Raw genomic sequence first — 20,088 nt, 5'->3', positions numbered from 1 at the left:
CCGTCCGGGAGTTCAGGAACCGACCCGCCAGGAGTGCAGGTAGTCCTCCTGCTCGGAGGTGAGGGCGTCGATCTCGATGCCCGCCGCTCCCAGTTTCAGCCTCGCCACCTGGACGTCGACCTCCGGCGGGACGTCGTAGACGCCGGGGGTGAGCCCGGCCGCCTCCTGCGCGAGCCACGCCACCGCGAGCGCCTGGGCGGAGAAGGACATGTCCATCACCGCCGCCGGGTGCCCCTCGGCGGCGCTCAGGTTCACCAGGCGGCCCTCCGCGAGGAGGAGCAGCCGTCTGCCGTTGTCCAGGACGTACTCGTCAGTGTTCGGGCGAATCCCGAAATGTACGGTCTGGGCCATCTCTTCCAGGGCCCTGACGTCTATCTCGACGTCGAAATGACCGGCGTTGGCGAGGACCGCGCCGTCCTTCATGACGGCCAGGTGCTCGGCCCGGATGACATCGCGGTTGCCGGTGACCGTCACGAACACGTCGCCGATCTCCGCGGCCCGCCCCATCGGCTGGACGTCGTACCCCTGGAGTGCCGCGTCGAGGGCCTTCACCGGGTCGATCTCGGTGACGACGACGCGCGCTCCCAGGCCCTTGGCCCGCTCCGCGACTCCGCGGCCGCAGAACCCGAAGCCGGCGACGACGACCGTGCGCCCGGCGAGCAGGAGGTTCGTGGCCCGCATGATGCCGTCGAGAGTGGACTGGCCCGTGCCGTACCTGTTGTCGAACATCCGCTTCGTACGGGTGTCGTTGACCGCGACCATGGGAAACCTGAGCGCGTTCTCTGCGGCCATCTGACGGAGCCTGATGATGCCCGTCGTGGTCTCCTCGCAGCCGCCGACGACCTCGTCGAGCAGTTCGACCCGTTCGGTGTGCAGGATGTTGACCAGGTCGCAGCCGTCGTCGAGCACGATGTTCGGCGCGATGTCCAGCGCCTGGTGGATGTGCCGATAGTAGGTGTCCCGGTCCACGCCCGCCCGAGCGTGTACGGCGATGCCGTACGTGGACAGCGCCGCGGCGACGTCGTCCTGGGTGGACAGCGGGTTGGAGGCGGCAAGGGCGATCTCGGCGCCTCCCGCCTTGAGCGCGCCCATGACGACCGCCGTCTCCGCGGTCACGTGCAGGCAGGCGGCGATGCGCAACCCGTCCAACGGCCGGTCCTGGGCGAACCTCGCCCCGATGGCCTCGAGCACGGGCATGGACCGAGCGGCCCAGCCGATCCGCCGCTCCCCCGCCTCCGCCATCCCGCCGTGATCATGCACAGATTCCTCGATTCCCGCCGCCGCCTCCGCCGACAACCCGCGTGATCATGCACGCATTCGGCGTTATCCGCAATGACCTGGCCATCCCCCCAGCGTGATCATGCACAGATTCGGCAACGACCACTCTGAGCTGCGGTGGGATGGTTCGTGATCATGCACCGTTTCGGCCGCACCGGGCACGGCCGTACGGCATTGCATGATCACGAACCTCATGACCCCAGCTCACGCACCATTTCCACGAAAGTGTGCATGATCACGATCGGTGATGTGGCAGCTCAGCGAGCATTCACCCGAGGTGGTGCATGATCACACCCAGGGGGTTGATCAGTAGCGGTAGTGGTCGGGCTTGTAGGGGCCCTCGACGTGCACGCCGATGTACTCCGCCTGCTTCTTCGTCAGCTTGGTCAGCTTGACGCCGAGCGCGTCGAGGTGGAGACGGGCGACCTTCTCGTCCAGGTGCTTGGGCAGCACGTAGACGCCCACCGGGTACTCGTCGGTCTTGGTGAAGAGCTCGATCTGGGCGATCACCTGGTTGGTGAAGGAGTTCGACATCACGAACGAGGGGTGGCCGGTGGCGCAGCCCAGGTTCATCAGACGGCCCTCGGCCAGCACGAGGATGGAGTGCCCGTCAGGGAAGATCCACTCGTCGACCTGCGGCTTGATGTTGTTCTTCACGATGCCGGGGATGCGGGTCAGGCCCGCCATGTCGATCTCGTTGTCGAAGTGCCCGATGTTGGACACGATCGCCTGGTGCTTCATCTGCGACATGTGCTCGGCCGTGATGATGCCGAAGTTGCCGGTCGTGGTGACGAAGATGTCCGCGATGCCGACGACGTCCTCCAGGGTGGTGACCTGGAAGCCGTCCATCGCCGCCTGCAGGGCGCAGATCGGGTCGATCTCGGTCACGATCACGCGGGCGCCCTGGCCGCGCAGCGCGTCGGCGCAGCCCTTGCCCACGTCGCCGTAGCCGCAGATCACCGCGACCTTGCCGCCGATCAGCACGTCGGTGGCCCGGTTCAAGCCGTCGATCACCGAGTGGCGGCAGCCGTACTTGTTGTCGAACTTCGACTTCGTCACCGAGTCGTTGACGTTGATCGCCGGGAAGAGCAACTGGCCCGACTTGTGCATCTCGTAGAGCCGGTGCACGCCGGTGGTGGTCTCCTCGGTGACGCCCTTGATCTCCTGGGCGATGGCGCTCCAGCGCTTCTCGTCGGTGACCGTGCGGCGGAGCGTGTCGAGGATGATCGCCCACTCCTCCGGGTCGTCCTCGCCGGCGACCGGGACGGCCCCCGCCTTCTCGAACTCGGCGCCCTTGTGGACGAGGAGCGTGGCGTCGCCGCCGTCGTCGAGGATCATGTTCGGGCCGGTGCCGTCAGGCCACGCGAGCGCCTGCTCGGTGCACCACCAGTACTCCTCCAGCGTCTCGCCCTTCCACGCGAAGACCGGCACGCCGGAGGGGTTGTCGGCGGTGCCCTCGGGGCCGACGACGACCGCGGCCGCGGCGTGGTCCTGCGTGGAGAAGATGTTGCAGCTCACCCAGCGGACATCGGCTCCGAGCGCGACCAGCGTCTCGATCAGCACGGCCGTCTGGATCGTCATGTGCAGCGAGCCCATGATCTTCGCGCCCCTGAGCGGCTGCGAGGCGGCGTACTCCTTACGGGTCGCCATCAGGCCCGGCATCTCGTGCTCGGCGAGGCGGATCTCCTTGCGGCCGAACTCCGCAAGTGCAAGGTCGGCGACCTTGAAGTCCATTTTTCGTGTCCCTCCATTGTCCGTCTCAGCGAGTCTAGGCCGCTCGTACGGCACGGCGCACGCCCGGAAGGCCGAACTTGACACGAGAATGTGAGAATCGGCCGCAAGGGGCTGCCAAAGGGCCTTCTGACTGTCTAGCGTGAGCGCAGACGGGGCGTGAAAGGGGCAGGGATGCGGATAACGGAAGCCGCGCGACGACTGGGTGTGTCGCCGCGGATGCTGCGCTATCGCGAGTCCCTCGGCCTCCTCCCTCCGGTGCGCGACCAGGGCTCGCACCGCAGGTTCGGCCCCGACGAGCTCGCCGCGGTCAGCCAGGCCATGGAGCTGGAGCGCCGCTTCGACATCTCCCCCGCCGAGCTGGCGTTCGCGCTGCGGGCGATGTCCGAGCCGGCCGTGGCCCAGGCCGTACGCGATCTGGGCGTCAGGATCGGCCGCATCCAGGCGCCGCGCCGGGCGCTCGACTTCGAGAAGGAGAAGGCCCTGCGCCTCCTGCGGCCCCGGTGACCAACGTGCCCCGATGGTCAGCGCGCTCCGGCGGTCAGCGCGCCCGGCGGCCCGGGCATCCAGACGTCGCTCTCGGGAGTGACGACACGTCACCGGCGGTCGGCGGACAATTCTCGGCGTGAACCTGACGACAGGAATCGACCAGGTCGAGCGGAGCCTGGGCTCCTTCGACCTCCGCAGGGCTCTGAGCTCCCGCGTGGACCTCCTGCTCGGCGCCGTGCTCGCGGTCCTCGCGCTTCTCGGCACCGCCGGCGCGACCTCGGCGCCGCTGGATCTGGCGGGCGTGCTCCTGGCCACCGTGCCACATGTGATGCGCCGCGCCTATCCGTGGCTGACCGTGACACTCACCCTCGTCGGCGCGGCGCTCATCGTGATGTCCCCGCCGCGGCCCGGCGCCTGGGCGATTCCGGTGATCGCGTCGGCGGCGCTGTCGTTCTACACCGTCCAGCGCCTGCTCGAGCGCCGGGCGGCCTGGATCTTCACGGGAGGCATCGGCGCGCTGCTCACGGGCGTCGCAGTCCTCGCCTATCTGGCTTCGGGACCGATCAGGTTGTCCCTGGTCGCGGTGGTATGCACAGTCGTGGGTGCCCTCGTGGTGGGGATCACCATGGTGGCCGACGTCCGGCGGAGCCGTACGGAGATCAAGGAGGTGCGGGCGGACAACTTGGAGACCCTGCGGGAGCAGGCGGCCATGGCCGAGCGCGCCAGGATCGCCAGGGAGATGCACGACGTCGTGGCCCACTCCATCTCGATGGTCGCGGTTCAGGCCGAGACGGCGCCGTACACCATCAAGGACCTGAACGACGAGGCCCGGCGGGAGTTCGCGGAGATCGCCACGGCTGCCCGGGGGACGCTGACCGAGATGCGGCGGCTGCTCGGCGTGCTCCGTGCGGACGTCCCCCCGGAGACGGCACCGCAGCCGGGGCTGAGACAACTGCCCGAACTGCTCGAACATCACGGCGGCGAGGTCGACCTCGACATCGTCGGGGAGGAGAAGGAGCTTCCGCAGGCCGTCGACATGTCGGCCTACCGGATCATCCAGGAGTCCCTGACCAACGCCAGGACGCACGCCCCGGGGGCCCGGGTCTCCATCGAGATCGCCTACCGGCCCACGCTCCTCGCTCTCCGGATCGCCGACGACGGCCCGGGGCCGGCCGCGCCGGAGAACACCCAGGCCGGACCTGGTGAGGGTCCGGGGCACGGGCTGATCGGCATGCGCGAGCGGGCGGTCGCGCTGGGGGGCTGGTTCGTCGCCGGTCCCGGCCCGGCCGGAGGGTTCCTCGTCCAGGCGGGACTCCCCCTCGAATGATCAAGGTTCTCGTGGCCGACGACCAGCCGGTGGTGCTCAGGGGCTTCACCGCCGTGCTCGCCGCCCAACCGGACATCACCGTCGTGGGAGCCGCCTCCGACGGCGGGGAGGCGGTACGGCTCGCGCACGCCGAGCGGCCGGACGTCGCCCTGCTCGACATCCGCATGCCGGTCATGAACGGCATCGAGGTCGCCCGTGCCGTCACCGGGCTGGGCGCGAAGGCACTCATGATCACGACCTTCGACCTGGACGAGTACGTCTACGAAGCGCTCCTCGCGGGGGCGAGCGGCTTCCTGCTGAAGGACATCCGGGCCGAGGAGCTGGCGGAGTCGGTGCGAATCGTCGCGCGCGGGGACGCGCTGCTCGCACCGAAGGTGACCAGGCGGCTGATCGCCGAGTTCACCGGGCGACAGCGAGCCGCGGCCGCCACACTGCTCACGCCACGGGAGTCGGAGGTCCTTCAGCTGATCGCCCGGGGGTTGTCCAACTCCGAGATCGCGGCGGAACTGGTCGTGACCGAGCACACGGTGAAGACCCATGTGGCCCGCCTGTTGTCGAAGCTCGGCCTGCGCGACCGCACGCAGGCTGTGATCCACGCCTACGAGACCGGCCTCGTCCGGGCCGGCGGCCGCGATCCGGCCTGACCGCCGGCGGTCAGGACGCGACGACCAGCCGCAGGCCCTCTGCCTGGAGGGAGTCGGCCGTGACGTACGGCCGCTCGCTCACGATGTCGGTCATGGTCAGCGGAAGATCGAGTCTCGGCACCAGCTTCAACGCCCTGACCAGGACGTTCGGGTGCTCCGCCGTGAACTCCTGGCGCAGGCCGAGGAGCGTGCCGGTCATCTTGGTCGTGTAGATGTCGACGTTCCCGGTGAACGTGAAGGTACTCCCGGTCAGGGTGGCGCGCCCCATCGTCTGCCGCGGCCCGGACAGCACGGCCCTGTCCATGGTGAACCACAACATCTTGACCGTTCCGGTCGCCGTGGGCAGTTCCACGACGCCGTGGAACTTCATGCCCGTCATGGTCAGCGAGGGAGCGCTCACGGACGCCGCCTCGGTCGCCACCATCGGGGCCGAAGGCGCGCCGGCCTCGTGCAGGGCGGCTCCCGACATGAGGATCACGGGCAGGACGGCGATCGCAAGCACCTTCCCGCCGGGGCCCGCCTTGTCGTCGGGCCCGGCGCCCGGGTCACGGGGGTCGGCCCCGGCTTCCCCGTCGCGGGCGGGCCCGTCCTTGACCCGCCCGATCCAGACCCCGGACGCGCCGCCCCTCGGCTCGTCCGGCGAGGCGGGAGGGGTGTTCGCCAGCTCGTCGCCGCTGAGGACGCGCCGCCGCGTGAACGTCAGGCCCGTCGGGGATCGCAGGTCCTGCGCGTCGTCCGGGTCGTCGGTGCCCGCCTCTGGCGTCCAGGCGGCGGCGAGGGCCCCTCCGACGAGGCCCAGCATCATGCCGAGGACGAATCCGCCCAGGTTCGCGTAGACGAAGGACGCGAGCGACACGAGCACGGCCACCACGCCCAGGAAGATCCGCTGACCGGGCTGCCACCACAGCAGCAGGCCGACGGCGATCAGCACCAGCGCGATCAGATAGCTCGCGCCGACCGTGCCGGACTGGACGACCAGGGGCAGCGCCTGTGACGCGAACGGGATGCTCAGCAGCTCCGCACCGGCGAGCAGGACCAGCAGGCCGCCCCAGAAGGGCCGGGTCCTGCGCCACGACGTCGTGTCACTCACGGACGTCCTCCAGACGGGGCCGGAGGCGTCCGGGGCGCCGGGGTGGAGGACGGCATCAGAAGCACTCGTGCTTGCCGGGCTCGACGGTCAGCTTGAGGCCGGGCAGCTTGAAGGTCGCCGCGTTGACGGCCCAGGAGACCTGCTTGAAGCCGGTGATCGAGACGGCACTGGCCTGCTGGCCGAACATCCCCGAGGCTCCCGCCCCGCCGGAGACCGGTACCGCGTTGAGGGTCCCGGCGTCCCTGCCCACCTGGATGCGCGTGAAGACCGCGTTGCCCTGAAGCTGGGACGCGTCGACGATCATGTTCTCCGCGACCACCGGGTTCTTGCCCGTTCCGGCGGTCAGCTTGATGGTCACCGCGCCGACCGGCGAGTCGACCAGCACGGTCTGGCACATGTTCGTGAGCGTGGCGTGCCGGATGCCCGACACCGCGACGGGGATCTTCTGCCCCTTCTTGTTCTGGACCAGGCTGCCGTACTGGACGAACCCCTGCCCCGTGAGCTTGTCGGCGGAGACCTTGAACGTGTCACCCGAGACCACGAACGACGCCCCGATCGCACCTTCAGCCGTGGCTCCGACGAGTACGGCGGCGACCGCGAGCGCGGGCACGAAGACCAGCGCGAAGCGCTTCCACCGCACGTGTCCCTGCTTGACCATGGGCACCTCCCGCGAGGTCAAATGGGTAAAGCCCAAGTTACCCACGAGTACAAGGAGGTAAAGGGAACACGCATCACATTTTCGTCACGCCGTCACCCGCGGCGGAGTGCGTCCCCTCGCGTACGGAGCGGAGATCAGGCGAAACCAGGCAGAAGGCCCCGGCGGCTCGTCACCGCGGCTGCGGCGAGGACGCCTGCTCGGCCCGGTCGAGGTCGGGCTCCAGGTAGATCACCCGGGCGATCGGCACCGCGGCCCTGATGCGCTGCTCGGCCTCGTCGATGCCCCGGGCGACCTCGGTCGCCGTGTCGTCGTGCGCGACCGCGATCTTCGCTGCGACGAGAAGCTCCTCCGGGCCCAGATGCAGCGTGCGCAGGTGGATCACCTTGGTGACCTCGGGGGCGCCCTCGAGCGCCGCGCAGATCTGGTTCTCGACCTCCGGCGCCGCGCTCTCCCCGATCAAAAGCGACTTGGTCTCCAGCGCGAGAACGATCGCGATGACGGCGAGCAGCACGCCGATCATGATCGTCCCGATGCCGTCCCAGACGGCGTCACCGGTGACCACGGCCATCGTCACGCCGAACAGGGCGAAAACAAGGCCCAGCAGCGCCCCGAGGTCCTCCAGCAGCACGACGGGCAGTTCGGGAGCCTTGGCCCGGCGGATGAACCTCACCCACGACGCGTTGCCCTTGTGTGGCAGCGACTCCTTGATGGCGGTCCTGAACGAGACGCTCTCGGCGATGATCGCGAAGATCAGCACGCTGAAGGCCCAGATCGGCGATTCGACGGGGTGCGGGTCGGCGATCTTGTGCCAGCCCTCGTAGATGGAGAAGAGCGCGCCGATGCTGAACAGCACCAAGGCCACGACGAAGGCGTAGAAGTACCGCTCGCGGCCGTACCCGAACGGGTGGGTGCGGGTCCGTGCCCGCTCCGCCCGCTTGCCGCCCACGAGCAGCAGGGCCTGGTTCCCGGAGTCGGCCACCGAGTGGACGGACTCCGCGAGCATCGACGACGATCCCGTGAAGAGGAACGCCACGAATTTCGCCACCGCGATCGCCAAGTTGGCGCTCAGCGCCGCGATGATCGCCTTGGATCCGCCACTCGCACTCACAAGAACTCCTCAGGAATCGGCCAAAAAGATCCTAGAGCGAAATTCAGGACCTGAGTTCCGTGACGTCCGAAAACGACTCCGGGTCAATGCCGTAGCCCAGCGCGGCGTAGACGGCCGCGTAGTCGCCGAGACCCGTCAGCGTCGCGAGCCGCTCCAGCGGATGAACGCCCTCGGCCACGACCTCGGAGACGGGGACACCCCTGTCCTCCGCCAGTCCGACGGCCGCCGTACGGTGCCTGGCGACCTGCTCGTCCTCTTCCGCGTCGCGCAGCAGGACGAGCCGCAGCCTGGCGCCCTCGCCTCCGGGCTCGTCCGCGAAGGGGTCGGCGAAGATGTCCCGGCCGGCGAGAGGCCCGGTGAACGCGGCGAGCTGGTGGCGGCTCTCCGGGAGCTCGCCCCACACGGCCGGATATCTGGCGATCTCGTTGAGCCGGAACGCCAGCCATCTGGCCGCGGCCCCGGCCAGGGGCGAGGTGCCCCAGATCACCGGGATGCTGCCCGCGAGCTCGGCCGCGAGGGTCTTCCCCGGGTTGATGAACGACTCACTGGACGGCCGGCACCGGTGGGCGATGTCCTCCAGCCGCACCGCGGCGGCCTCGAAGACGTCCTCACGTGCCTCCACCAGGCCGAGGGACGAGGCGGCGACGACCAGCGGGACGATGATCTCCCACAACGTCCCTCCCTGCCGCCCGACCTCGTTTCCGTACGGCACGTACGGCCCGCCCGCCCGCGTCACGACAGGCTCGAGCGGCGACCGCGCGGGTCCGACACCCATGATCGAGGAGCCGCGCCGAGCCGCCTCCGCGGCCGGGGCGAAGGTCTCCTCCCCGTCGCCGGGCCGCGAGACCGCCATGACGATGTCGGCGGCGCCGACCCAGCCCGGCAGCCGGTGGCCGCGGACGGTGACGATCGGCAACGGCGCGCCGTACCCGATGACGGCGTCGAGCACGTCGCCGGCCACGGCGGAACCGCCCGAGCCCACCACCACGATCGCCCGGGGACGGCCGAACCGAGCCAGAGAGCCGACCTCCGCCTCTGCGGAGGCCCGATACGCGGTGCGCACCCGAGCCGCGGAGGACGCCACGGCCCGCAGAACCCCGGAAGGGTCGCCCCCCACCAGATGTTCCTGGTCGTCGAGGCGATCCGGATCGAACACCGTGCCGGGAGCCCCTCCGGCATCGGTCATGCCTTGCGAGCCTCGTCGACCAGGAGGACCGGGATGTCGTCGCGGACCGGGTAGACCAGCCCGCACTCCGAGGACGTGCAGGCGAGCTCGTCCGTGTCGCCCTCCGCGCGCAGGGGGGACTTGCACGCCGGACAGGCCAGAATGTCCAGCAGCCAGTCGTCGATCTTCAACTCGGGTCAGCTCCTTACCACTGCGAGCACTTCGTCGCGCACGGTGGCCATCGTGTTCTCGTCGGTCGCCTCGGCGTTGAGCCGCAGCAGCGGCTCGGTGTTGGACGGGCGCAGGTTGAACCACCAGCCGGGGCCGGTCACGGTGAGACCGTCCAGCTCGTCGAACCTAACACCCTCTCGTCCCGAGAACGTCGCCCGAACCCTGTCGACCGCCGCGCCCTGGTCGGAGACCGTGCTGTTCAGCTCGCCGGACGCCGTGTACCGCGCGTAACTCGACAACATCGCCGACAGCGGCCTGTCCTGCTCGCCGAGGGCGGCCAGCACGTGCAGCGCGGCCAGCATGCCGGAGTCGGCGAACCAGAAGTCGCGGAAGTAGTAGTGGGCCGAGTGCTCGCCCCCGAAGACGGCGCCGGTGCGGGCCATCTCGGCCTTGATGAACGAGTGCCCCACCCGCGTGCGCACGGGGACGCCGCCGTGCTCGGCGACGATCTCCGGCACGCCCAGGGAGGTGATCAGATTGTGGATGATCGTGGCGCCGGGGTGCCTGGCCAGCTCCCGCACCGCGACCAGCGAGGTGATCGCGGACGGGGAGACCGACTCACCGTTCTCGTCGATCACCCAGCACCGGTCGGCGTCGCCGTCGAAGGCGAGGCCGATGTCGGCGCCCAGGTCGACCACGGCCTTCTGCAGGTCGCGCAGGTTGGCCGGCTCGAGCGGGTTCGCCTCGTGGTTGGGGAAGGTCCCGTCGAGCTCGAAGTAGAGCGCGGTCAGCTCGATCGGCAGCCCCTGGAAGACCGAGGGGACCGTGTGCCCGCCCATGCCGTTGCCGGCGTCGACCACGACCTTGAGCGGCCGGATGCGCGACAGGTCGACCAGCGACCTGAGGTGCCCGGCGTAGTCGGCCAGCAGATCCCGCCGCGTCACCTCGCCCTTGCCCGGCATGCCGCCGAGGCCCGCGGTCAGCAGCCCGGCCGCGCGGTCGCGGATCTCGACCAGGCCCGTGTCCGCGCCCACCGGCACCGCGCCGGCCCGGCACATCTTCATGCCGTTGTACCCCGCGGGATTGTGGCTGGCGGTGAACATGACGCCGGGCAGCCCGAGGGCGCCGCTGGCGTAGTAGAGGAGGTCCGTGGAGCCCAGGCCGGCGTTCACGACGTCGGCGCCGCGTGAGGTCGCCCCCCGCGCGAATGCCGCGGCCAGCGGGACGGACGAGGGCCGCATGTCGTAGGCGATCACCAGCGACGAGGCGTCCGTCACCTCGGCGAACGCCGCTCCGACGGCCTCCGCGGCCTCCTCGTCGAGCTCGTCGGGCACGACGCCACGCACGTCGTACGCCTTGAAAATCCTGCTGAGATCGGCCACGGCAGTCCCCGGACTCCTTGATGTCTCGCACATGAGCCTATAGCGCCTGATCGTTGCGTACGGCGGGCGAGATCGCGGTGCCGTACGAGGAGGTCACCGCTCCCGGTTGGGCTGGGCCGACTTCAGGACCCGCAGATGCCCCCGTCTGCCCACTTCCACCGCCTGGCCGATGGGCTCCCCCGCGGCGGGTGCGGGGCGGGCGGCCTCGCGGACCGCGTTGGCGAGCGCCTCGAGATCGTCACCACTGGGCGACCCGGCCTCGGAGGGAAGGCGGACGACCTCCCATCCCCGCGGCGCGGTGAGCCTCTCCGCATGCTCCGCGCACAGGTCGTAACAGTGCGGCTCGACGTACGTCGCCAGGGGCCCGAGGACGGCGGTCGAGTCGGCGTAGACATACGTGAGTGTGAAGACGGCAGGCTGCCTGCAGGCGGTACGGGAACAGCTGCGGACGGGGCTCACGGAGGGACCGTATCCGGTCCGCGTGCACATTGCCACCACCCCGGAGCTCTTATCGAGCGTGTCGCCACAATTCGGACAGCAGCGATACGGCCCGCCGCTCGTCACGGGCGGCGCTTTAAGCTGACTCCGTGACAGAGCCGAGCGAAGGCGGCGACATGCCGCAGCCGAAGCGACACGTGCGCCGACGTGATCGGCACGGCCGCGGGATGCGCGGCCCACTGGCCCCGTCGCACGTCCCCATCGCGAAATCCCGCGGGGAGCGCTTCGACGATCTCGTGCTCGAGGCGGTCGAACGGCTCAAACCGCGCTGGGGCGCCCAACTGGCCGCCGTCGAGTTCGCCGTCGAGGAGGTCCCTCCGGTGAACGAGCTGGTCGACGGACCGGCGAGGTTGTCCTCCGACCCCATCCCCTTCGGCAGGGCCGATCCCGCGGGGGGCGGAGCCCCGGCCGCGGTGGTGGTCTACCGCCGTCCCCTCGAGGCGCGTGCCCGCGACCGGGACAGCCTCGGCACGCTCGTCTTCGACGTCGTCGTGGAGCAGGTCGCCAGCCTCCTGGGGCAGACCCCCGAGACGATCGACCCCGGGTACGACGATCGTCACTAGGGAGTCTCAGGCGTGGGCCGGCGCCCCTGGCGTCACGGCAGGACGGCGCTGGGCGAGTCCGCGGTGGGCGGGACCAGCGCCCAGATGCTCGCGGGCGCGAGCGGCTGGACCGTGATCAGCTGACCACCGGGGGTGTCCTCGACGAGCGCCCGGCCGCCGTACACGGGACCGGACCCGGGCTGCGGCTGGAGTACGACGCTGAACCCCGACTCGCTCCCGGGCGGGGCGGTCAGCTTGATCTCCTTGGTCCGGGCCGCGGGCACCTTGACCTCGACCGGCTCCGGCGCGGCGCCCTTCTTGGGCACCAGCTGGAGTTTGAGCGTGGCCTCCGCGAACGGGGCCGACAGGACCAGGCGCGACGCCAACTTGCGCGCGACCCGGTTGTCCGCCACGACGCTGCCCAGGTCGATGGGCGACGCCCCCGCGGTGAAGGCCACGTCCTGGCTCAGGCCCGTTCCGGTGATCTTCATACCCGCGACGATCGGGACGTCGGCGGTCAGAACGAGGGCGGCGGGCTGGCCGCCGATTCCCGTGGACAGGTCGAAGGTGCTCGTCGACCCGGCCAGGACGTCCACGGTCTCCTTGTTCTTCAGGGCGTAAGAGCCGTCCTTGAGCACGGCCTTCACCTGGACGACAGTGTCCTGCTCACCGGGAGCCGTGACATAGAGCTCCCTGAGCCCGGCCACGCCGGGGACGCCGGGGATCACGACCTGCTTGGCCGGGGGCGCGGCGGCCGGCAGCCAGTCGACGCCCTTGTCCCTGCCGAACACCGCCTTGATCCCCGCGGCCACGCGACCACCGCTCGTACTGACGTTCACGGCCATCACCAGCGGCGAGGGGGCGAGGTCGCTCAGCTTGACCGTCCGGTGCTCGCCCGGCTGGAGGACCATGCCGCTCCCCCGGTCGCTGAGCACCGGCCCCTCACCGGCGTAGATCATGACCTCGACGTTGGCGGGGGCGGAGTCGGCGTTGGTGAGGTACAGCGTCATCGCGGCCGCGGCGGGGCCGGGACCGATGAACCAGGCGTCGGAGCCCGGCTCGACGCAGCGGACGGACGCCAGGCCCCGCTGGGTCCCCGCGTCCAACCGGGCCGTCTGCGTTGCCTCCAGCCCGGCCGCCATCGAACCGGAGCCCGCGACGGCCAGCGGAGCGGTGCCCGTCTTCATGTCCCGCTGCCACAGCACACCCGGCTGGTCGAGCCGCTCGGGCTCGGCCGCCTTGCCGGGCTTCGCGGCCTCGTCGTTTCCTTCCGCGGCGCCCTTCTTGGCGTCCTTCTTCTGTGCGTCCTTCTTCGCCGCGTCCCCGTCTGATCCGTCCTCGCCGGCGGCCGGGACGCGCGTGACCTCTCCCACGGTGGCGCTCCCCTGCCCCTGGGCGCCAGGGGGCGTCACGACGCTCACCCTGCTGCCGCCGGGAGACGGGCAGACGGTCGTCAGCGACTCCATGAGGGCCCGGACGGGCTTGGGTGGCGTGTGGGCCGCGGGCGCGGGCCTGCTCGCGTAGGCGACGCCGTACAGGGCGCCAAGGGCCACCAGCACCAGAACGAGCAGGCCGAAGCGGTTCTCGATCAGACTTTTCACACCCGCACCCGATCCTCACCAGCCCGGCGGCGTCCCCGGGGTTCCTCCAGGGGGACGTCGGCGTACTGCTCCTCGGCCTCGGCCGCGCGGGCGCCCGGCGAGGCCAGGATCACCACGACGAGCAGGAGAGTCGCCTGAGCCCACAACCAGATCCTGTGCGCGGAGTCGCCGCCCGGTGGAGGCGGCGGCGCCGGAGCGGGCTGGGCCAGCTTCCACAGCCCGCCGCCCGCCGACAGGCTCATCCGCACCAGGGCGGGCTCGGAGTCGAGCGTGCGGTGCAGAGTGGCGTCGACGGGGCCCGGCACGCTGACGAACTGCACGCCGTACTGGGCGAGCGTCCGGGCGTAGGTGCCGCCGCGGCCGGAGGCGAGGCCGGCCACGGCCGTGCCGAACCGCTGGGAGGCGTCCTCGGCCGCCGCGAGATCGGACTCCCCGATCAGGGGGGCGCTGCCGCGCAGGACGGTGTAGGTGACGACGCCGTCTCTCGGTCGCAGCACCAGGGTGCCCTGCCCCTTCGCCGATCCGACGGCGGCGAGCAGGGGCATGGGATCGCGCACGCCCCGGCGGAGCGGGTCCTCGGCGCCCGACTTGATCCACATCGCCGCCGCCGCGAGAGGCGTGGCGAAGGCGACGACGACGATCAGCGCGGCCGCGGCGCGACGGAGCATCCCGCCGGCGGCGAACTCCCCGATCCAGCGGGCCGGGCGGGCGGCCGCGACGAGCAGTCCTGTGGCGGCGAAGGCCAGGGGGACTCCCGGCCAGGCGGGGACGCCGTGAACCGTGAGGCGGCCGACGACGATCGCCACCAGGACGCCGAAGACCATGACGCCCCAGCCGATCGCCACCACCATCTGGTGGCGGCGCACGAGCAGGGCGGCCAGCGCGACGGCGACCAGGCCCGCGGTCACCCAGACCGGCGGCGCGCCGGGGCCGCCGGGGCTCAGCATCAGCAGGTTCTCCCCGCCAAGGCCGGGGTCGGAGAGTGCGATGTCGTGCAGGCCCGACTCGAGCAGGATCCGCCCTGGATCCCGGACGAGCCCGGCGAGCCAGGGGAACAGCAGGACGAGCGGGGTGCCGAGGCCGATCGCGAGCGCCACGCCCACTCCCCTGCGCACCCCGGCGAAGGACACCGCCGCGAGCCCGCCGAGTACGGCGACCAGCACGTACAGGAGCGGGACGAAGGCCGTGCCGACCGCGAGGAGCAGGCCGAACCCCCATGCCGCGCGACGCGAGCCCGCGACGATGCGGGTCGCGAGGGACGCGTAGACGGGAAGCAGCACGAACACGATCGCGGTGCCCAGCCGCCCGCTCGCGATCGCCCCCGTCGCGACCGGCAGCAGCGCGTAGGTGGCGGCCAGCCACACCCTCGCGGGCGTGTACGAGATCATCTTCTTGGTCGCCACGTACGCGGAGATGCCGGCCAGCGGCACGCAGCCGAGGAGCAGGACGGAGACCGCCAGCCACGTCTTGCCCAGGAAGACCGTGGAGACCAGGGCCAGCAGCGCGACGTACGGCGGGGCCCAGGTGTCCGAGCCGAGGCCCGTCACGTGGTGGCTCTCGGTGTAGAGCCGCCACAGGTCGGAGGCGCCACCGGTGATCGGCACCAGCGAGCCGCCCCCGAGGAGGCCGCCGTAGACCAGGGACCGCTCGGCCGCGACGGTGACGGCCAGGAGAGCGAGGCAGAGCAGCACGCCGGGGCTCGTGAACAGCCGCTGCATCAGCCCGGAGTCGCTGAGCAGATCCTCGCCGTCGTCCTCGTCCGTCTCCGCGGCGGCGTGGTGCCGGCCGGCCGAGTCGACCGGCCCGGCGCCCGCGACGAAGCTCTGCACCATGTCGGCCAGCCGCCGGAACGCCGCTCCTGGGGGGGTGAGCAGACGCGCGACGGCGGGATATCCCTGTTTGCGGCCCTGTCTGCGCCGCCTGCGCGCTCGCCTCAGCCGTCCGGGACGGCCGATGATCGAGCCCAGCGCGACGACCTCGTCGAGGGCGTTCGCGGGTTGCTTGGCCACGAGGAACAGGACGGTCCGCAGCAGCGATCCCAGGATGTTCCTGAAGACCGACCGGATCAGCGCCCCGAACGGCAGGTTGGCCATGATGACCAGCAGCGCGTTGCGCCGGTCGAGCCTGCGAGGGTGCTCGTCGCTCACCGCGAGGCGTCTGCGGCGGCGGGCCGCGGCCTCGGCGTGCCAGGCCACGGCCTCCGGCACGTTGAGCACGCGATGCCCCATGGCCCGCGCGCGCCAGCACAGGTCGAGATCGTCGCGGAACAACGGGAGTTCCGGGTCGAGTCCGGACAGCTGGTCCCAGACGTCCCGGCGGATCAGCATGCCCGCCGTGGAGACCGACAGCACGTCGAGGAGCCCCTCGCCGTCGTGCTGGCCCTGGTCGTACTCCCTCGGTTCGAGGCCCGTCTCCCGCATGCCCGATCGGCTGACGGTGACGCCCATCTCCAGCAGCACGCGCCTGTCGAGCCAGTCGAGGAGCTTGGGCCCGAGGATCGCGGCTTCGGGAGCGTGCTCGGCGGCCCACAGCAGGGTCTGCAGCGCCCGGGCGTCCGGGGCGCAGTCGTCATGGAGCAGCCAGACCCACTCGTCGGCGCGCGGATCGTGGGGAAGCCTGCCGAGCACTTCGTGCACGGCCTCGCCGAAGCCGGTGGACCTCGGCATGGTCAGCACGTTGGCGCCGCCGAAGGCCTCGGCCAGCAGTTGACCGCTGCCGTCGCGGCTGCCGTTGTCGACGCCGACGACGCGGTCAAGCGGCCGGGTCTGGCGGCGGAGGGCCGCCAGTGTCTCCTTGAGCCAGCGTGCGCCGTCGTGAGCGACGACGATCGCGGTGACCGATTGCACGTCAGGTCCTTGGGGGTCGTCAAGCTGAGCGCCGACCACGATACGGCAACCCCAGGACGGCCGATCACACGTGCGCCGAACCGTTAGATCAGCGCGACCCCGTCGCGAACCGGCTGATGACCCACGTGACGCACTGGGCGGGGGTCACGCGTTCCTGTTACGGAACGTGTGGCCCCCGCCCAGTGTCCACAACGTGGTTCTCAAGATGGTTCTCGAGATGGTTCAAACAGCCTGACGCTTGATCCTGCGCCTTTCCCGCTCCGAGAGCCCACCCCAGATGCCGAAGCGCTCATCGTGCTCGAGCGCGTATTCCAGGCACTCCGCCCGTACCTCGCACGAACGGCACACCTTCTTGGCTTCTCTGGTGGAGCCACCCTTCTCGGGAAAGAACGCCTCGGGGTCGGTCTGAGCGCACAAGGCGCGCTCCTGCCACCCGAGATCCTCACCATCGAGCGCCTGTGCCATGACCGGATCGGCCATTGCACACCTCCCTGTCGCTCGCCCGCCCACTATGGAGCCCCCCAAGAACGCCTCCCCCGTACCCACCCTCGGGGAGGCGTAACAACACGTCTGTAATTACACGCGCGTGCCGCGTGTGGCGTCAAGCGGCATAACGATACCCGGGGAAAGACGCGCTTGCCCCGGTTCGTACGCCCAGTTGTTCGGTCCTATCAGCGTTCGGAACCATACCAATGGGGGTTGGTGTCGGCTCTGTGCCCTGCCTGATCAGTGCCGGAACCTTCCTCATACTTTGCCTGGGACCGTTCGGGGGCGTAGATGGCCGTCGGGTCGAGAGGCTCCTCCCTCCTGCCGGGGCCGCTGAGCGCGTCTCCCTGGTAGGCGGGCGGGTCGAGGCGGGTGGTCTGCTGGTCGGAGGGCGCGGTGTACGACTCCTGCTGAGGGTGGCCCAGCGGGTTGCCGTAGTAGTCCGCCGCCGGGGGTGCGGCGGGCGTGGGGGGATAGTCGGTGGGCGTCCCGAGCTGCTGGTAGCTCTGCGCCTGCTGGTAGGCCTGGGCGAGCTGCTGCTCCCGGGGGTCGGCGGTCTGCTCGTAGGGGGACTGGGACGGCGCGTCCGCGCCGGCCGCGAACTGCGGGCCCGAGTAGCCGGAGAACGGCGACCCGCCCTGCTGGCCGTACTGCTGGGCGGGGTCGCCCTGGGTGGGGGCGGCGTGGGAGCCGGACTGGCCGAAGCCGGGGTCCTGGTAGGAGCCCTGGGCGAACCCCTGCCCCTCCGTTCCCTGAGCCTGTGCGAACCCGACGCCGTCCTGCTGGCCGCCGGTCGGCTGCTGCGGGTAGCCGCCGGCCTGCGGCTGCTGGGCGCCGTAGCCGTACTGGTCGTATCCCGGGTTCTGGGGGTAGTTCTCGTACGCCTGGCCGGGGGTCGTGGAGTCGGCCTGCTGACCGGGCTGCTGACCGTACGGCGCGGCGCCGGTCGCGTTCGCGCCGTATCCCTGGTTGGCGCCGGACGCCTGCCCGCCGGACTGGTCCTGCTGGTAGCCCGCTACGTACGGGTCCGTGAAGAGCACGCCCGTCTGGAAGTCCTGTTGCTGCGGCTGCGCGGGCGTTCCCTGCGCGGCCTGCTGCGGATACGCCGCCTGCGCGCCGTACGCGTCCGCCTGCGACCTGTCGGCGTACAGCGAGCCATAGGGGTCCTGGGCGGCGTACTGACCGTCGACCGGAGCGGCCAGCTGACCGTACGCCGCCGCGCCGTCGGAGGCGGCCGGCTGTCCCTGGGGCGCCTGCCCGTATCCCTGGGCATAGCCCTGGGAGGCGTACGGATCCTGGGGGTAACCGTTGCCGGCGCGCTGGGCGTCGTAACCGGCCTCCCCGCCGCTCGTACCCGACCAGGCGGCCGCCGGGATCCCCTTGGCCGAATTGATCACGAAGGCCAGGCCGAGGAACACCAGGCCGGCCGACGGGAGGCCGACGATCAGGCTCTCGAACTTGTCCCGGAAGTCGAGGGCGTCGCCGCCGAACAGCACGCCGAGCGTGGTGATCACGCTGAACAGGAGGGAGAGACCGAGCGTGCCCGCGGCGAGGCGGTCGACCAGCTGGGCCCGTGCCGTCCGCTCGCCGAACCTGCTGACGAGCAGGACCGCGACCACGATGAGGATGACGTACAGGGGCGACGTGAAGGTCCTCAGAGCGGTGGCTGAGCGCAACGCGAACGAGTTCGCCGCCGCCCCGGATCCGGAGGGCGCGAGCAGCCGCACGAGGCCGACGAGGACGTTCGTGGCCACGACCGCGAGCATGACCAGCGCGGCCGGCTCACGCAACCGTCTGATATCGACCTTGAGCACAACTACCCCCATCGGTCCAGAAGACACCAGGGCAGTTTCCCACATGCCAGACATTAGTGTCGGCTGACCCAAGAACCTCATTCTGCTCGTAAGACGATATAGCCCCGTTTGACGCACAAATCGGGGGGTGGGTGTTCGCAGTCCGCTGAACCGCCGGTGGAAGACTGTCGTCCATGCGCATCGTGTCCCTGGCAGGAGGAATCGGCGGCGCCCGCTTCCTCCGCGGCCTCAAGGCTGCGGCCCCCGGCTCCGACATCACCGTCATCGGGAACACCGGTGACGACATCACCCTCTTCGGCCTCCGGGTCTGCCCTGACCTGGACACCGTCATGTACACCCTCGGCGGCGGGATCGACGAGGAGCAGGGCTGGGGCAGGGTGGGCGAGAGCCACGTCGTCAAGGAGGAACTGGCGGCCTACGGCATGGAGCCGCAGTGGTTCGGCCTCGGCGACCGTGACTTCGCGACCCACATCGTGCGGAGCCAGATGCTCGCGGCCGGCTATCCGCTCTCCCAGGTGACCCAGGCGTTGTGCGACCGCTGGCAGCCGGGCGTGCGGCTTCTTCCGATGTCCGACGACCGGACCGAGACCCATGTGGTCATCTCCGACGAGAACGGCCGGCGGGCCGTCCACTTCCAGGAGTGGTGGGTCAGGCTGCGGGCGTCGGTCCCGGCCGAGCAGATCAGCCTGGTGGGCGCGGACGAGGCCGTCCCCGCCCCCGGCGTCCTCGAGGCGATCGGGGCGGCGGACGTGGTGATCCTGCCCCCGTCGAACCCCGTCGTCAGCATCGGCACCATCCTCCAGATCCCGGGCATCCGGGCGGCGGTGGAGGACAAGACGGTCGTCGGCGTCTCGCCGATCATCGGCGGCGCGCCGGTGCGGGGCATGGCCGACGCCTGCCTGACCGCGATCGGCGTCGAGACCAGCGCCCAGGCGGTGCTCGAGCTGTACGGCTCCCGCCTCGTCGACGGGTGGCTCGTGGCCGAGGAGGACAAGGGCGTCGCCCTGGACGGCGTGACCGTCGAGGCCAGGCCCCTGCTCATGAACTCCCCCGAGGCGACGAGGGACATCGCCGCCGCGGCCCTCGCCCTCGCCCACACCCTCCGCGCGTGATCATGCACAGGTTCGGGGATCGGCCTCGCCACCTGCGAAAACCTCGGACATGATCATGCACACTTTCGGTGGCGGTCGCACCCACCAGCGAAAAGGCATTTTGTGATCATGCAGAGAAGACCCTCTGCCGAGAACACGCTCTGAGA

18 protein-coding genes are annotated in these 20,088 nt (G+C 70.6%); 5 read left to right on the top strand and 13 right to left on the bottom strand.

Going from position 1 to position 20,088, the window contains the following annotated elements:
* Positions 1-12: 12 nt before the first annotated feature.
* Positions 13-1,242, bottom strand: coding sequence for an adenosylhomocysteinase (locus Pka01_RS23640; RefSeq protein ID WP_203885138.1), 1,230 nt, complete (start codon positions 1,240-1,242; stop codon positions 13-15).
* Positions 1,243-1,584: 342 nt separating this feature from the next.
* Positions 1,585-3,012: an adenosylhomocysteinase gene (gene ahcY, locus Pka01_RS23635; RefSeq protein ID WP_203885039.1), complete on the bottom strand. Its 1,428-nt coding sequence runs from the start codon at positions 3,010-3,012 to the stop codon at positions 1,585-1,587.
* A 171-nt stretch (positions 3,013-3,183) separates the two neighbouring features.
* Between ahcY and Pka01_RS23630 the strand changes: the two genes are divergently transcribed.
* The 3 genes from Pka01_RS23630 to Pka01_RS23620 all read left to right on the top strand — a co-directional run bounded on the left by Pka01_RS23630 (position 3,184) and on the right by Pka01_RS23620 (position 5,469).
* On the top strand, positions 3,184-3,516 hold the full coding sequence (locus tag Pka01_RS23630) for a MerR family transcriptional regulator (RefSeq protein ID WP_203885038.1): 333 nt from the start codon (positions 3,184-3,186) through the stop codon (positions 3,514-3,516).
* A 118-nt stretch (positions 3,517-3,634) separates the two neighbouring features.
* Complete coding sequence (locus tag Pka01_RS23625) at positions 3,635-4,825, top strand: sensor histidine kinase (RefSeq protein WP_203885037.1); 1,191 nt, start codon at positions 3,635-3,637, stop codon at positions 4,823-4,825.
* Positions 4,822-5,469 (top strand): response regulator, encoded by a 648-nt coding sequence (locus Pka01_RS23620; RefSeq protein WP_203885036.1) that lies wholly within the window; start codon positions 4,822-4,824, stop codon positions 5,467-5,469. The genes Pka01_RS23625 and Pka01_RS23620 overlap by 4 nt, the downstream gene beginning before the upstream one ends.
* A 10-nt stretch (positions 5,470-5,479) precedes the next feature.
* Here Pka01_RS23620 and Pka01_RS23615 read toward each other — a convergent pair whose 3' ends face one another.
* The 7 genes from Pka01_RS23615 to Pka01_RS23585 all read right to left on the bottom strand — a co-directional run bounded on the left by Pka01_RS23615 (position 5,480) and on the right by Pka01_RS23585 (position 11,502).
* Complete coding sequence (locus tag Pka01_RS23615; protein WP_203885035.1) at positions 5,480-6,559, bottom strand: DUF6114 domain-containing protein; 1,080 nt, start codon at positions 6,557-6,559, stop codon at positions 5,480-5,482.
* Positions 6,560-6,614: 55 nt separating this feature from the next.
* The gene (locus Pka01_RS23610; protein WP_203885034.1) at positions 6,615-7,217 is read right to left on the bottom strand and encodes a DUF6230 family protein; all 603 of its coding nucleotides are present in this window, start codon (positions 7,215-7,217) and stop codon (positions 6,615-6,617) included.
* A gap of 169 nt (positions 7,218-7,386) precedes the next feature.
* A complete protein-coding gene (locus tag Pka01_RS23605) occupies positions 7,387-8,325 on the bottom strand; it encodes a cation diffusion facilitator family transporter (protein WP_203885033.1) in 939 nt (312 codons plus the stop codon).
* A gap of 43 nt (positions 8,326-8,368) precedes the next feature.
* Positions 8,369-9,511 carry an SIS domain-containing protein gene (locus Pka01_RS23600; RefSeq protein WP_203885032.1) on the bottom strand — a complete coding sequence of 381 codons (1,143 nt, stop codon included), beginning with the start codon at positions 9,509-9,511 and terminating at the stop codon, positions 8,369-8,371.
* Positions 9,508-9,681 (bottom strand): Trm112 family protein, encoded by a 174-nt coding sequence (locus tag Pka01_RS23595; RefSeq protein ID WP_203885031.1) that lies wholly within the window; start codon positions 9,679-9,681, stop codon positions 9,508-9,510. The genes Pka01_RS23600 and Pka01_RS23595 overlap by 4 nt, the downstream gene beginning before the upstream one ends.
* Before the next feature lie 6 nt (positions 9,682-9,687).
* Positions 9,688-11,043: a phosphomannomutase/phosphoglucomutase gene (locus Pka01_RS23590; RefSeq protein WP_203885030.1), complete on the bottom strand. Its 1,356-nt coding sequence runs from the start codon at positions 11,041-11,043 to the stop codon at positions 9,688-9,690.
* 93 nt (positions 11,044-11,136) lie between these two features.
* Positions 11,137-11,502: a DUF3499 domain-containing protein gene (locus Pka01_RS23585; RefSeq protein WP_203885029.1), complete on the bottom strand. Its 366-nt coding sequence runs from the start codon at positions 11,500-11,502 to the stop codon at positions 11,137-11,139.
* A gap of 155 nt (positions 11,503-11,657) precedes the next feature.
* Between Pka01_RS23585 and Pka01_RS23580 the strand changes: the two genes are divergently transcribed.
* Positions 11,658-12,104, top strand: a complete 447-nt coding sequence (locus Pka01_RS23580; protein ID WP_203885137.1) for a metallopeptidase family protein — start codon at positions 11,658-11,660, stop codon at positions 12,102-12,104.
* 32 nt (positions 12,105-12,136) lie between these two features.
* Here Pka01_RS23580 and Pka01_RS23575 read toward each other — a convergent pair whose 3' ends face one another.
* The 4 genes from Pka01_RS23575 to Pka01_RS23560 all read right to left on the bottom strand — a co-directional run bounded on the left by Pka01_RS23575 (position 12,137) and on the right by Pka01_RS23560 (position 18,842).
* Positions 12,137-13,684, bottom strand: coding sequence for a DUF5719 family protein (locus Pka01_RS23575; protein ID WP_203885028.1), 1,548 nt, complete (start codon positions 13,682-13,684; stop codon positions 12,137-12,139).
* On the bottom strand, positions 13,681-16,530 hold the full coding sequence (locus Pka01_RS23570) for a glycosyltransferase family 2 protein (RefSeq protein ID WP_203885027.1): 2,850 nt from the start codon (positions 16,528-16,530) through the stop codon (positions 13,681-13,683). The genes Pka01_RS23575 and Pka01_RS23570 overlap by 4 nt, the downstream gene beginning before the upstream one ends.
* Before the next feature lie 222 nt (positions 16,531-16,752).
* Complete coding sequence (locus Pka01_RS23565) at positions 16,753-17,010, bottom strand: WhiB family transcriptional regulator (protein ID WP_203885026.1); 258 nt, start codon at positions 17,008-17,010, stop codon at positions 16,753-16,755.
* A gap of 191 nt (positions 17,011-17,201) precedes the next feature.
* On the bottom strand, positions 17,202-18,842 hold the full coding sequence (locus Pka01_RS23560; RefSeq protein ID WP_203885025.1) for a mediator complex subunit 15 domain-containing protein: 1,641 nt from the start codon (positions 18,840-18,842) through the stop codon (positions 17,202-17,204).
* 161 nt (positions 18,843-19,003) lie between these two features.
* Here Pka01_RS23560 and cofD point away from each other — a divergent pair, with 161 nt between their 5' ends.
* Complete coding sequence (gene cofD, locus Pka01_RS23555; RefSeq protein ID WP_203885024.1) at positions 19,004-19,942, top strand: 2-phospho-L-lactate transferase; 939 nt, start codon at positions 19,004-19,006, stop codon at positions 19,940-19,942.
* Positions 19,943-20,088: the final 146 nt, after the last annotated feature.

The sequence above is a fragment of the Planotetraspora kaengkrachanensis genome, from assembly GCF_016862895.1.
GTDB lineage: Bacteria > Actinomycetota > Actinomycetes > Streptosporangiales > Streptosporangiaceae > Planotetraspora > Planotetraspora kaengkrachanensis.
The sequence above is the reverse complement of the archived record's forward strand: the minus strand, read 5'-3'. Positions and strand labels throughout refer to the sequence as shown.